Origin of the sequence: Desulfovibrio litoralis DSM 11393 (genome assembly GCF_900143255.1) — a bacterium.
Classification (GTDB): Bacteria; Desulfobacterota; Desulfovibrionia; order Desulfovibrionales; family Desulfovibrionaceae; genus Frigididesulfovibrio_A; species Frigididesulfovibrio_A litoralis.
The window spans coordinates 21,327-35,207 of the sequence record NZ_FRDI01000002.1 but is presented as its reverse complement, the minus strand read 5'-3'; the positions used below and the strand labels follow the sequence as shown (position 1 = coordinate 35,207).

The following is a 13,881-nucleotide window of genomic DNA, read 5'->3' as shown; positions in this document are numbered from 1 at the left end:
GATTGAATACTATGAAATTAACCCCACTTCACGATCGTGTATTGGTAAAACGTCTAGAATCAGAAGAAAAAACCGCCGGTGGTCTTTATATTCCTGACACAGCTAAAGAAAAGCCATCTAAAGGCGAAATCATCGCCGTTGGACCAGGTAAAGTATCTAAAGATGGCAAGGCTATCCCAATGACTGTTAAAGTTGGCGATAAGGTGCTTTTCAATAAGTATGCTGGTAGCGAAGTTAAAGACGATGTAAATGACTATATCATGATGCGCGAAGATGATATTCTCGCTATTATCGGCTAATTTTGCTAAATTAAAGTTTAACCAAAGTTTACCCCTTTGTTGTTAAACCTTTATCTATTGTTCACTTATAAAAAAATAAAAATAAGTCTTAGCCGGCAAGACCGGCAGGAGGATAATAATGTCTGCTAAAGAAATTCTTTTTGATGTTAAAGCTCGTGAAAAACTTGCAGCTGGTGTTGATAAACTTGCAAATGCAGTTAAAGTTACTTTAGGACCTAAAGGTCGTAACGTTGTTATAGAAAAATCTTTTGGTTCCCCTGTGATTACCAAAGACGGCGTTAGCGTAGCCAAAGAAATCGAACTTGAAGACAGATTTGAAAACATGGGCGCTCAAATGGTTAAAGAAGTTGCTTCTAAAACCAGCGATATCGCCGGTGATGGAACAACTACCGCTACTATTTTAGCTCAAGCTATTTATCGCGAAGGTGTTAAACTTGTTGCCGCCGGTCGTAACCCAATGGCAATTAAACGTGGTATCGACAAAGGCGTTGAAGCTATCGTTAAAGAACTCGGTACTCTTGCTAAGCCAACTCGTGACCAAAAAGAAATAGCTCAAGTTGGTACTATTTCCGCTAACTCTGATGCTACTATCGGTAACATCATTGCTGAAGCCATGAACCGTGTTGGTAAAGAAGGCGTTATCACCGTTGAAGAAGCTAAAGGCTTAGAAACTACCCTTGACGTTGTTGAAGGTATGCAGTTTGACCGTGGTTACCTCTCTCCTTATTTCGTAACCAACCCTGATAAAATGATTTGTGAACTTGACGAACCTTTCATCTTAGTAAATGAAAAGAAAATCTCCAGCATGAAAGAAATGTTGCCTGTTCTTGAACAAATCGCAAAAATGAACCGTCCTTTGGTAATTATTGCTGAAGATGTAGACGGCGAAGCTCTTGCTACTCTTGTTGTTAACAAGTTACGCGGAACTTTACAAATCGTTGCTGTTAAAGCTCCTGGCTTTGGCGATCGTCGTAAAGCCATGTTACAAGATATTGCCATTTTAACCGGTGGTACTGTTGTATCAGAAGAAATGGGCGTTAAACTTGAAAACATGACTGTTGCTATGCTTGGTACTGCTAAGCGTGTTGTTATCGACAAAGAAAATACTACTATCGTTGATGGTGCCGGTAAAGCTGAAGACATTAAAGCTCGCATCAGCCAAATCCGTGCTCAAATCGCAGATACAACTTCTGATTATGACCGTGAAAAACTTCAAGAACGTCTTGCTAAAATCGTTGGTGGCGTAGCCGTTATTAACGTTGGTGCAGCGACTGAAACTGAAATGAAAGAAAAGAAAGACCGCGTAGAAGATGCTCTTAACGCTACTCGTGCAGCAGTTGAAGAAGGTATCGTTCCTGGTGGTGGAACTGCTCTTTTACGTTGTTCTAAAGTTTTAGACAGCATTAAAACCGTTGATGACGATGAAGTTGCCGGTGTTAATATTGTTCGTCGTGCTTTAGAAGAGCCTTTACGTCAAATCGCCGCTAACGCAGGATTTGAAGGTTCTATCGTTGTTGAAAAAGTACGTGAAGGCAAAGACGGTTTCGGATTTAACGCTTCAACCGGCGTTTACGAAGACCTTATCCAAGCCGGTGTAATCGATCCTAAAAAAGTTAGCCGTATCGCATTACAAAACGCTGCTTCCGTAGCTTCTCTACTTCTTACTACCGAATGTGCCATTGCTGAAAAGCCTGAGTCTAAAAAAGACATGATGCCCGGTGGTGGCGGAATGGGTGGCATGGGCGGAATGGGTGGCATGTACTAAGCTTTTAGCTTTTTACATTAAACTCTTGCTCTTTAGCTTAGTTAATATTAAAGGGTACTTCGTAAAAGAAGTACCCTTTTTTGTTAGATATTTTTTAATTATCAATTCATGCTCTTCTCAAGATTTTAATAATGTTTTAGTCGTTAACATATTAAAATAACACATTATTATGACAAATAAAATTTAAGCGATTGCAACTTCTCTATTTTATTAACATTTTCGTATTGCGAGAAGATCCGCTGTCCCAAACGTTACGAGATCTTTCGTTTGGTATTTTCTGATTATAATAATTACGTTCTCTATCCCTATTATTTTGAATACCGGGATAAATAGAAAGCGGGTCAGACACACCGGACGCAGAAATGCCTTCTTGATCGCTATAGTAAGCATCGGAATTATAATAAGAATATTCGTTTTTACTACAGCCAAAACTTAAAACAATCAGCATTAATGCACAGCCTATAAACAAAGCCCTTAAAAAACCGCAAGTTTGACAAGATTGCACAATAAACATATTTCTTTCCTCACTTTGAAAAAATCAAGTAAGATGTTAAATTATATTCGTTTTATTCCAACAAAACATTCAAACTCTCCAAGGTAGCCATATCATTAAAAATATTACAGGCTGCCCTTAAAAGAAAGATAGCCAAAGCGGCACCAGTGCCCTCGCCCAAGCGTAACTGTAAATCTAAAATAGGTTTTTGTTTTAAGGTTGTTAAAAAAGCAATATGTCCTTGTTCCGCCGAAAGATGACTAAAAAACGCATAATCCAAAACATCAGGGTTGAGTTTATAAGCCGTTAAAAATGCCGCACTACTGATAAAACCATCTATCACCAAAACTAAATTATAATAAACGGCTCCAAGACAAAGCCCCGCCAAAGCCGCTATTTCAAAACCGCCAAGAGTCGCTAAAATTTCAATAGGGTCTTGACCGTCAACAACTTTTTTATGCAGTTTAAGGGCATTGGTAATAACATTCTTTTTATGCTTGATGCCTGCTTGATCAAGCCCTGCTCCCGCTCCAACAAATTTTTCAACTTCAAGACCAGTAAAAGCCGCAAACAAGGCTGTGGACGGAGTTGTATTACCTATTCCCATTTCTCCCGTACCAACCGCCTTATAGCCTGCATTCTTGGCTTTTTCGGCAAGACGGATTCCCAACTCTAAAGCTTTCAAACACTCAAACCTGCTCATGGCAGCTTCTTTGGCAAGGTTTTTTGTCCCGTTTGCTATACGTTCGGAAAGTAAACGCGGGTGTTTTTCAAATTCCGCCCCCGTACAACCGGCATCAACAACAAATTGCTCAACCCCTGCGGTATTGCAAAAAACATTTATTCCCGCACCGCCCTGAAGAAAGTTTTTAACCATCACATTATTCACAACATCAGGGTGAACGGCAACCCCTTCGGCACTAACACCGTGAGCGGCGGCAATCGTATAAATACACGCCGGATCAACGGATATTTTAGGCATTTTTTTTGGGGACTCATCTTGCCCAGCTTGAATGCAAAAAATTCTCGCCGCTATTTCTTCCAACTGTCCCAAAGAACCAAGAGGTTTTGCAAGAGAATCAAGGTGGGCTTGGGCTAAGCTATATAACGAAGTATCAATTTTTTTTATATTTTTGATGATATTATTTATTTTAATGTTTAATTGTTCTTCTGTGTGCATATTAATTTCATTGCTAAAGGGTTAAAAGATACTGAAAGGCGAAATTCAACTAGACATAATACTACTCTTGATTCTTTAAAACATCAAGAACTTGTACTTTTGAGGCGACCCAAGCCGGATAAGCCCCGGCAACAACCCCTAAAACGATTGAGGCGATGCCCAATAAAATGCAAAGCCATACGTTAAAATAAAAAGGAAAGTTTCCCAATATATATATCACAATACACAGGATTACTGCGACAAAAACGCCTAAAATTCCGCCTACACCGGACATAATAGCCGCTTCGGTCAAAAATTGACTGACAATATTTCCGGCACTCGCCCCAACAGCACGGCGTATTCCTATTTCCAAGCGTCTTGCCCTAACCAATAAAATCATAACTGATAAAATTCCAAGACTGCCAACGGCAAAAGAAACAGTTGCACTGATAAAACCCAAAGTTTGCACTAAATTTAAAGCTTCCGTGCGAAGTTTGCTTGCGTCTCTTGCGGAAAAAACCGAAAAATCATCAGCTTTTACATTCTTAATATTATGACGTTTTCTTAATATATTCCGCATAGTTTCCATTGTCGCCTGTTCATTTTCGGCATTATACAAGGTAAAATAAACACCGGAAATATAATCTATATTATTCATGCGACGCATATAAGTCGTTATAGGCACAAAAACCTGTTCGTCTTGGTTACTCCCCGAAAGATCTTGCCCTTTTGATTCCATAACCCCTATAACTTTAAGGCTTGTGGTTTGAACCAAAACGGTTTTACCTATTGCGTCTTCTATGTTTGTAAATAATCTCTTGGCAATATCAGAACCCAAAACCACAACCTTTGCCTTTTCTTCAACTTCAAGGGCATTAAAAAAACGTCCGATTTGAGGAAAAAAAGTGCGTACATTGGGGTAACTATCCAAAGTTCCAACAACTTGGGTTTGAGTGGCTTTTGCTTCAAACTTTATACTGCGATTGGCATTTGTATATGAAGTATAAGCTTTTACCCAAGGTACTTGTCGTCCTAAAACTTCAGCATCTTCCAAGGTAAAAGTAGTGCTAAGACCACGCACTCTTGCACTACCACCGCCACCAAAACGCACTTGCCCTGCGACTGCCTGTACTAAGTTAGGACCAAGTTTTTGAGTTTCCAGATCAGCCTTTAAAATCATGGCTTGAGAAATATGCAAAATCGCCGTTAAAACCAAAGCTCCTAAAAAAACACCAAGCATGGCGAGTATGGCTCTTAAACGATGAGCCGCCAAAGAAGCAAGGGCAAGCTTAATATTATGCATTTAATCGCCACCCTTTAAGGCTAAAATAGGGTCAAGACGTGCAGCCTCTTTAGCCGGACGCAAACCAAAAATAAGCCCAATCAAAACAGATGCCAATAATGCCAAAAGAAAGACTTTAAAAGATAAGGCTATTTCGATTAAGCCTAAGCTCGTCAAGATTTGCCCAAAAAACAAACCTATAACTAACCCTAAAACAGCCCCCAATAAAGTTAACAAAACCGACTCAAACATAAATTGTATTAAAATATCTCTTGAAGTCGCTCCCAAAGCTTTTTTTAAACCAATTTCAACCTTACGTTCCGCAACAGACAAATAAAATAAATTAGCCAAGACAAAGCCGCCAACACTCATTGCCGCCGCCGCCGTTATACCTAAAAATATAACCAAACCGCCCTTTAGCATATTTAAAAATTTTTGAATGTCCATTGCTGTAATAATACTGAAATCATCAGAACCGCCATCTTCAATTTTATGTAACTTTCTCAACAAACTCGCAACTTGCTCTTTATTATACTCCATATTTTCGCTATCTAAAAATTTTACCCTTAAAGCTCTAAAATACAATTTATCCATATTAAAACGTTTGGTTAATGTAGTTAAAGGAATAATAACACGGTCATCAATCTCACCTCCGCCGGGAGTGGATAACCCCCTAAAAGATAAAATACCGATAACAGTAAAAGGAACTCCGTTAAGTAAAATATTTTTCCCTACGGGATTTGCGTTTCCAAAGAGTTTCGTTGCCGGTAAATGTGCCAAAAGACAAACACTTGCACCTTTTTCAACATCTTCTGCTGTAAAATCTCTACCTTCTGCCAAAGGCCAGTTCCAAGCTGTTGCATAATTTTCAGTTGAACCAACTACGATATTAGTAGTAAAGCTGTTGTTTTGATAACGTAAAAGAACCTGGCTCTTAGCTCGCATGGGTAAAACAATATATGCACTCGGCAGGCTGGCTCGCATTACTTTCGCATCTTCCCACGTTAAAGTAAGTGTGCGTTTTCCGCTCGATTGTGCCAAAATATCGCCACCAAAAACCATTAAAGCATCAGGGCCAAAGACATTGCTAATTTCATCGGCTTTTTTATTGGCTCCGTCAATAGAGGCAATAATAATGGTTAGCGAGGCTATTCCCAAAGAAATTGCCAAGATAACAAACAAACTTCTAAGTTTATATGCTAAAAGAGCCTGAAAAGAGAGGACTAAAAAGCGTAATAAAAAAATAATCTTTAACGCATAGCCTTGAGAATAAAAAGTTGTTTTAAGTCTTGTTGTTGTGGTTTGCATATATATAAATTTCAGCTCAAATATCAAGCTCAAAGAAACAGGTTAATTTTGTTGTGAATATCAATCTTTTAATTTATAGCTTCTTTTTAGATAAAACTGTAACAAAAATTTAATTTCATAAAAAATAGATATTAAAAACTTACTAAAATAATTCTACTGCATTCTTAATATAAGGGTCAAGGTAATTATATTTTATGAGGAATACAATGAAAAACAAAGCTACTTTATATATAGTTGGTATAGGTCCGGGAGACAATAAGCTCTTAACGCCTTTAGCTCTTAACGCTATCAAAGACAGTAGCGTAATCGCTGGTTATAATCTTTATATTGAACTGTTGCCACAAGAACTGTTAAGCAATCGAGAACTTATCATTAGCGGTATGATGAAAGAAATAGAACGTTGTCAAAAAGCAATAGATAGTGTTTTATCAGGAAAAAACACAAGCCTGATATGTTCCGGCGATCCGGGAATATATGCCTTAGCCGGCTTGGTTTTAGAGTTGTTGGAAAAACAAAACATTAATTTTGAACAGCTTAATCTGGAAATTATTCCCGGGGTTCCGGCGGTTTGTGCCGCCGCGGCTAGGCTTGGTGCCCCTTTAACCCATGATTTTGCGTGCATAAGTTTATCAGACCTCTTAACACCTTGGAACTTAATTGAAAAACGCTTAAATGCCGCTTTAGATGCTGATTTTGTTATCGCTTTATATAATCCTAGCTCTAAAAGACGTTCAGAAAATTTTATAAAAGTTTTGGAATTGCTGAATAAAAAACTAAAACCCAATCATGGCATAGGTTTGGTCAAAGAAGCATATCGTCCAAACGAACAAGTGAGAGTACTGCAATTAAAAGAGCTTAACCCCGAATCTGTTGATATGCTTAGTATTTTAATTATAGGGAATTCACAAACACGCATTATATTCCCCGATTCAAAACAGCCAAAACTGCTTACTCCAAGAGGCTATGCTGATAAATATAAGTTTTAATTTTAAACAACAAAAAAACTCATACTTATCAGAGCTAAAGTGTTGTAAAACTTTAACAAAGTAAGTATGAGTTATATTATTTAAGATTAAAGAAACAGATTAAAAATCAGTTCTTACTTTTTTTGAGGGTGAACGGTTAAAACAGGAACTTTAGACAATTTAACTATTTTTTCAGCCACAGAGCCCAAGATAAATCCGGCTAATCCGGAACGTCCGTGAGTTCCCATAATAATCATATCGGCTTTAACCTCGTCAACAATTTCCAATATTTTATCGGAAACATAACCAGTTGCCACACGCCCCGAAGCTTTAACTCCGCTAAAGTTAGCCGCAACAAATTTTTTCATATTGGCTTCTGCACCTGTAACTACCTCTTTAACAAAGGTTTGAACAGAATCGTCAGAAACTTCAAAGTCAACAGAATAATGGGCCAAAGCTGGTGCAACATAAAGAACCAATACCTCGGCATCAAACTTTTGTGCAAATTCTTTGGCATAAGACGCAACTAAAGAGCTGTGGTCTGCAAAGTCTACCGTACAAACAATTTTTTTTACAGCGGGCATAAAAGACTCCTTCTTGTTATAAGTTAACAAATAAGCAATGACGAAATTATACTAATCTAATTATTTATAAAATTCAATAGCAAATTATGTACAAAAAAACTTATAGTTAATAAAAGTAACGAGATAATCTCAAGCTGTTAAAACAATTGTATTTCTCTAAGACAATATAAAAAATTATTATTTGCTGTCTTTTTGTGGGCGAATTGTTAAAACCGGGATTGTAGAAGTTTTAACTATCTTCTCTGCGACTGAGCCAAAGATAATTCTGTTAATACCAAGACGTCCGTGAGTTCCCATAATAATTAGATCAGCCTTAGCTTTCTCGGCGATTTCCAATATCTTTTCTGCGGCATATCCGGTCGCAACACTACTTGAAACTTTAACACCTGAAAAGTGTTCATTCACAAATTTTTTCATATTGGCTTCAGCACCGGAAACGATTTCACCAACAAAACTATCTACGGAAGAATCAGGAATATGAAAACCGGCAACATATTGAGTTAAAGCCGGAGCAACATATAAAACCAAAACTTCGGCATCAAACTTTTGTGCAAATTCTTTAGCATAAGAAGCAACAGCCGTGCTATGTTCGGCTAAATCAACAGTACAAACAATTTTCTTTATATTAGGCATAACAGCCCCCTTTTATTGTAAAAGTTTATAACAACAAAAAACTTACTATTAGCTAAATCTTAATACAGATAAATTAAATATGCAAGAGCGTGAAAGTTATTTATTTAACAAATATTCAAAAACTGCCTCTGTTTGTAAAGCGGCCGCCATCATAACTCTTGGCATAAAAGGTGGATTTTGTTGACTTACTTCTGTTGTAAAATCTCCAACACAAATCAGGTTATCAGATATTTTCTTTACACCAAGAGGCTTTCCGCCTATTCCCGATATTCCTGATGCGGTAACCAGCAAATCAACATGCTTTTTAAAAACTCGACAAATCATTGCCTTAGTTTTGGGGTTATCTACCGCTTCAACAATAATGGAACAATCGGAAAAAACTTCTCTGATATTACCTTCTTTTACCTCGCTAATATGTAAAGAAAGATCAAGTTTTGAGTCTAAACGCCTTAAAAGACGACCCAACATAACAACTTTAAACATGCCTATATCATCGGGCCAAAACAATTGACGGTTTAAATTAGACGCCTCAATACGATCAAAATCAGCTATAGTTATTTTTTTCACTCCACAGCGAACAAGCATATGGGCAACATTAGAACCAAGACCGCCCGCACCGATAATTCCAACACGCACGGAAGCAAGTTTTGCAAGTTGTGCGTCTGTTAGATATTGTTTTAAACCTGAATTCAAATCGTTCATTATTTTAAGGTGTTAAAGTTAAAAATTAAATTAATATCTGCCAAACCAGTCGTTAAATACAGGTTGGTAACCTTTTTTTAAAATACTGTTGACCATTTCATCAACCGAGCGTGTATCTGATATTTCAAATTGCGGAATATTATCATCTGTGTCAACAACATGCCCGCCAACCGCCGTGCTTACCCCCGCCGACATACGAGTAACCCCCAAAGATATTAAATTATCTCTAAAGCTCGCCTCTTCTCTGGTAGAAATACTTAACCCGGCTTCCGGCAAAAATAAACGCAACGCCAAAAGTGCCTGAACAAAATCACGATCGGAGACAACTTGCACTTGAAAAGTATCAATATCGCCCCCTGTTGCTTCTTTTGTATCTTCATAACAAGGACGCATTCTCGGCAAAGAAATTCCAAGTTCCAAATGCGGAAAGTTTTGTCGTAACCACTCTGCGTGGATTGCTGTCATAAAAACATCTTCCTGCCAACTACCAAGGCCCAATAAAGCACCTATATTTACAGACCTAAAACCGGCTCTTGCCGCTCTTTCGGGTGCATTAAGGCGAAAAGCATAATCTTTTTTAGGACCTGCCGGGTGTAACTTAGCGTACAGGGACTTATTATAGGTTTCCTGATAGATAGTCAAGCTATCACAACCGGCATCTGCCAATTGTTTATATTCATCTTGGCTTAAAGCATAGATTTCTACACCGACACTGCTAAAATATTTACTTAAAATCTTTATGGCATCAGCAATATAAGCAACGGAGGAAAACTTTGGAGAATCTCCCGTTAAAACTAAAATCTGGCGTAAACCCGTAGAAGCGATATTTTCCGCCTCTTTTTCTATCTCACTAAGGCTTAGTTTATGGCGTTTAAGATGGTTTTTAGAGCTAAAGGCACAATAAACACAACGATTTATACAGTGATTAGAAATATATAACGGCGTAAAAAGCTGAATAGTGCGTCCAAATTGTCTTAAACTTTGCTCACTGGCACGCTTTGCCATAGCTTCAAGCTCTGTTCCCGCCTCTTGAGAAAGTAGGGCAATCAAAGCCGGTAAGTCTATTCTATGTTGTCTTAAAGCCGATAAAATATCGGAACGAGAAAATTCTTTCAAAACGTCTTTCAAAGTAAAAGAAAAATCTTCATATAACACACTTAAATCAGAAAAATGTTCAGATTTTAAATTTAAACCATGTCCGTTTTTCGCATTAAAAACCTTCATAAGATTATCCTAAAAAGCTTGTTAAGCCAGCCTCAGAATCACCTGAAACAGTCGATATATTCTCAATCGGAGAAGACGCAGACGCACCCTTATTTAAAACTTGACCTAAGCCCGACAAATAAGCCAAACGTCCCGACTTAACCGCCAAACCAAACGCCCTTCCCATTGTTACAGGATCAGCCGCCCCGGCAATCGCCGTATTAACCAAACAAGCAGCCGCTCCCATTTCCATAGCTTCAGCGGCCTGAGACGGACGACCTATTCCGGCGTCAACAATAATCGGCAATTTGATTTCATCAATTAAAATACGAATCATCTCTTTAGTCTGTAGCCCTCTATTGCTACCAATCGGAGCCCCTAAAGGCATCACGGCGGCGGCACCGGCATCAACCAAAGATCTTGCAACATAAAGATCTGGGTTCATATAAGGCAAGACCACAAAACCTTCTTTACTAAGAATTTCAGTTGCCTTTGCGGTTTCATAACCATCAGGCAAAAGATAGCGAGAATCTGAAATCACTTCAATCTTGATCCAATTTCCACAACCGCTGGCCTTTGCCAAACGAGCTATACGCACTGCTTCATCGGCATTTTTTGCACCGGAGGTATTCGGCAATAAACGCATGGTTTTAGGAATAAAATCAAGGATATTATGCCTTTTGTCAGGAGCTGAAGAAATATCCACACGTCGCATGGCGACAGTAATCACCTCTGCTTCCGAAGCCTTAGCAACTTCTGAGATAAGAGCATCTTGTCCATATTTACCTGTTCCGATAAACAAGCGACTTTTTAGTTGTTCTCCGCCAATATTAAATAAGTCATCTGAAATATCAAAACTTGTATTAAGCTGATTTGATTGAACATCAAGCATGTTTTTTTAACCTCCGCCCACAAAATAAACAATTTCAACATTGTCTTTAGGGTTTATAATATGAGATTTATAGAGTTCAAGCGGAATAATTTCTTGGTTAATTTCAACAACAACGGTTTCAGGTTGTAAATTCAGTTGTTGCAACAGCTCTAAGACAGTTTGTTGATGAGCGCAAAAACGCTGTTCACCGTTAACTGTAATTTCAAATGAAGAGTTCGGCATTGTTACGCTCCTTAAAATAAAAAAAGACCTTTACGAAGGTCTCGATATTTTTTATTATAATAAATACAATATATTATGCATTGTGAAATAATAATTATAAATATAAACCAAAGCAATCTAATTGAAAGATTGTTTTTCAGCTTAATTTTATCGAGCTTTCCTACGTCAGTATTAACTGCATCAGGTACGAGGAGTCAGGCATTAAACCACTCTCAGCTTAAAAGATCTCTTAAATTAAAGTTAAATCGCTTAACAATAAGTTAAAATTTTAAGCTCCCCCAGCCGGAATATCTTAAAGCAAAATCAAGATATTTTACCTAAAAAAAATATATAAAGAATGTTGAAAAAGTCAAGCTTTGTCTCAGTCAAATAAAGAAAATATATTAAAGTTTATCCATCTAAAGTATCTAAATCAATAGGTCTGTCCCAAGCAATTTTAAAGCGAGTTTTTTTATATTTTCTTAAAAGTATATAAAGAGCCCCCGTTCCGCCGTCATAAGCTTGTGCCGTACAAAACCCCAAAACAACACGCTTAAACGGATCTTTAGTAAGCCAAGTTTGAATACGCTCTCTCAAAACAGAAATACCGTTTGGCGAATTTAAACCTCGACCGGTTACAACAATAAGCGTTCGCAAATTTCTTTGGTAAGAATTTTGAATAAAATAAATTAAAGAGCGATATGCCTGTTCCGTTGTTTGCCCATGTAGGTCAAGGTTAGCTTCATAACTATAACTTCCCGCCTTTAATTTTTCTATAACCAAAGGGTCTAAACCCCTTACATGACATTGCATAAACTCGCCGGAGTATTCAAGAGAAAACTCAACACTCCCGTCAATCAAGCCCTGTAAGGTTTTATTGTGTTCTTCGGGAGAAATAAGAATTTTATTCGGTTTTGCAACAACAAGTTCCCTACCTTTTGATTTAACGGGAACAACTCCAAACATAGCCTTAGTAAATAAATCATCATTAACATTTGGATTCAAATATTCCGACATAGTTTCGGTGTTGCTGGCGTTTTCTTTTTTTTTCGCTGGTTTTTTTATTGTCTTTTTTGTCATCAACTGTTTGGAAGCTAAATTTTTTTGTTCTGATCTTTCTGAAATAATCTGCTCTTTTAATTTAACTTTATCGCCAAGCTGGGTTGCCAAAGAAAAATAGCCATGCGTCGTTTCAACGCACTTCCCTTTACTTTTTTTAAGAGTTTGCATTTCTTTTTGAAACAATTCGACATCGTCAAGTTCTGTTTTTTTTCTGTCTTTCGGAAAAAAAGAAAACGCCTCTTTACTCCGCTTTTGCGACTTTAAAACATCTTTAGAGTTTGTTTCTTCAAAGGAACTGTTTTGTTTATGCTTTATTTTTACTGAAAAAAGTTCTGAAAGCATAAAAAACGCATCATTATGCTTTGCCATTTCTTTATTTTTTATCCGACAGTTTTTTGTTTCTTTCACTCTCAAGCCACTCATACCAAAGGTTTAAGCCTTCGGGCTTTCTACAAGAAACAGAGAAAACAGGTAAACTCGGATTGTTTTGGCGAGAAAATTTTATTGATCTTTCTACATCAAAATCAACATATGGCAATAAATCAACTTTATTCAACAACATAGCACCGGCAAGACTAAAAAGTTGGGGATATTTTTCCGGCTTATCGTCGCCTTCGGTTACGCTCAACAAAGCAATTTTATGGTCTTCTCCACAATCAAACTCAACAGGACAAACCAAGTTTCCCACATTCTCAATAAATAAAATATCTAAATCTTTTGTATCTATCGCTTGTAAGGCTTCTCTCACCATTTTTGCATCAAGATGGCAACCGCCTTCGGTATTAATCTGAACCGCCTGAGCACCGGTGGCGGCAACTCTTCTGGCATCATTATCGGTTTGCAAATCTCCTTCGATAACTGCCATTTTAAATTTGTCTTTAAGGGCGGTTAAAGTATTTTCTAAAAGAGTAGTCTTTCCCGCACCCGGAGAACTAATTAAATTTACTGCTAAAATTTTATTTTCTTTAAAAAATTTTTTGAGTTCAGCCGCAACATTGTCGTTAGCTTCTAAAATATTTCTGATAACAGTAACTTGCATAATCGGTTCTTCCTTATTTTCTTGCAATATAAAATATTTTTATGATAATCAGGGTATTGTAAAAAACAAAAAATTCTCTAATATAAGACCAATGCAAAAATCCATTTTGCGTACTTTGATCATCTTATGCTCTGTATGTACATAGCATAAAACGTCTTAAAACACAAAAATTACTAAATTTATTTGAGACTATTATGTAATAGTCTTAATATAAAGAAATTTTTACAATCATATAAAAAATATTCGCTTATGTAAATCAAACAAGTTTGAGAATATTCTTAAAAAATGCGGTTA

The 13,881-nt window shown here is 37.2% G+C and carries 15 protein-coding genes and 1 riboswitch; of the genes, 3 read left to right on the top strand and 12 right to left on the bottom strand.

Annotation, left to right across the window (positions count from 1 at the left end; all coding sequences use genetic code 11):
- Positions 1–11: 11 nt before the first annotated feature.
- Both groES and groL read left to right on the top strand, forming a co-directional pair.
- Positions 12–299, top strand: a complete 288-nt coding sequence (groES, locus tag BT999_RS00195) for a co-chaperone GroES (protein WP_072695309.1) — start codon at positions 12–14, stop codon at positions 297–299.
- A gap of 118 nt (positions 300–417) precedes the next feature.
- Positions 418–2,064, top strand: coding sequence for a chaperonin GroEL (groL, locus tag BT999_RS00190; RefSeq protein ID WP_072695307.1), 1,647 nt, complete (start codon positions 418–420; stop codon positions 2,062–2,064).
- A 202-nt stretch (positions 2,065–2,266) separates the two neighbouring features.
- Here the strand turns inward: groL and BT999_RS00185 are convergent, their stop codons facing one another.
- The 4 genes from BT999_RS00185 to BT999_RS00170 form a co-directional block, all read right to left on the bottom strand.
- Positions 2,267–2,578, bottom strand: coding sequence for a hypothetical protein (locus BT999_RS00185; protein WP_072695305.1), 312 nt, complete (start codon positions 2,576–2,578; stop codon positions 2,267–2,269).
- Positions 2,579–2,630: 52 nt separating this feature from the next.
- On the bottom strand, positions 2,631–3,737 hold the full coding sequence (cobT, locus tag BT999_RS00180) for a nicotinate-nucleotide--dimethylbenzimidazole phosphoribosyltransferase (protein WP_072695303.1): 1,107 nt from the start codon (positions 3,735–3,737) through the stop codon (positions 2,631–2,633).
- Positions 3,738–3,798: 61 nt separating this feature from the next.
- Positions 3,799–5,019, bottom strand: coding sequence for an ABC transporter permease (locus BT999_RS00175; protein WP_072695301.1), 1,221 nt, complete (start codon positions 5,017–5,019; stop codon positions 3,799–3,801).
- On the bottom strand, positions 5,020–6,306 hold the full coding sequence (locus tag BT999_RS00170; protein ID WP_072695299.1) for an ABC transporter permease: 1,287 nt from the start codon (positions 6,304–6,306) through the stop codon (positions 5,020–5,022).
- A 206-nt stretch (positions 6,307–6,512) separates the two neighbouring features.
- Here BT999_RS00170 and cobJ point away from each other — a divergent pair, with 206 nt between their 5' ends.
- Entirely contained in the window at positions 6,513–7,292 is a 780-nt protein-coding gene (gene cobJ / locus BT999_RS00165) for a precorrin-3B C(17)-methyltransferase (RefSeq protein WP_072695297.1), read from the top strand.
- A gap of 113 nt (positions 7,293–7,405) precedes the next feature.
- Here cobJ and BT999_RS00160 read toward each other — a convergent pair whose 3' ends face one another.
- The 8 genes from BT999_RS00160 to hypB all read right to left on the bottom strand — a co-directional run bounded on the left by BT999_RS00160 (position 7,406) and on the right by hypB (position 13,587).
- A complete protein-coding gene (locus BT999_RS00160) occupies positions 7,406–7,855 on the bottom strand; it encodes a universal stress protein (protein WP_072695295.1) in 450 nt (149 codons plus the stop codon).
- A 177-nt stretch (positions 7,856–8,032) separates the two neighbouring features.
- Positions 8,033–8,488, bottom strand: a complete 456-nt coding sequence (locus BT999_RS00155) for a universal stress protein (RefSeq protein WP_072695293.1) — start codon at positions 8,486–8,488, stop codon at positions 8,033–8,035.
- A 96-nt stretch (positions 8,489–8,584) separates the two neighbouring features.
- The gene (gene thiF, locus BT999_RS00150) at positions 8,585–9,190 is read right to left on the bottom strand and encodes a sulfur carrier protein ThiS adenylyltransferase ThiF (protein WP_072695291.1); all 606 of its coding nucleotides are present in this window, start codon (positions 9,188–9,190) and stop codon (positions 8,585–8,587) included.
- A gap of 30 nt (positions 9,191–9,220) precedes the next feature.
- The gene (thiH, locus tag BT999_RS00145) at positions 9,221–10,414 is read right to left on the bottom strand and encodes a 2-iminoacetate synthase ThiH (RefSeq protein WP_084650519.1); all 1,194 of its coding nucleotides are present in this window, start codon (positions 10,412–10,414) and stop codon (positions 9,221–9,223) included.
- Positions 10,415–10,418: 4 nt separating this feature from the next.
- Positions 10,419–11,285, bottom strand: coding sequence for a thiazole synthase (locus BT999_RS00140; RefSeq protein WP_084650518.1), 867 nt, complete (start codon positions 11,283–11,285; stop codon positions 10,419–10,421).
- Positions 11,286–11,291: 6 nt separating this feature from the next.
- A complete protein-coding gene (thiS, locus tag BT999_RS00135; protein ID WP_072695289.1) occupies positions 11,292–11,507 on the bottom strand; it encodes a sulfur carrier protein ThiS in 216 nt (71 codons plus the stop codon).
- 140 nt (positions 11,508–11,647) lie between these two features.
- Positions 11,648–11,797: riboswitch (TPP riboswitch) on the bottom strand.
- A 100-nt stretch (positions 11,798–11,897) separates the two neighbouring features.
- Complete coding sequence (locus BT999_RS12240) at positions 11,898–12,956, bottom strand: Smr/MutS family protein (RefSeq protein ID WP_178139286.1); 1,059 nt, start codon at positions 12,954–12,956, stop codon at positions 11,898–11,900.
- On the bottom strand, positions 12,922–13,587 hold the full coding sequence (gene hypB, locus BT999_RS00125; RefSeq protein ID WP_072695287.1) for a hydrogenase nickel incorporation protein HypB: 666 nt from the start codon (positions 13,585–13,587) through the stop codon (positions 12,922–12,924). The genes BT999_RS12240 and hypB overlap by 35 nt, the downstream gene beginning before the upstream one ends.
- Positions 13,588–13,881 lie beyond the last annotated feature (294 nt).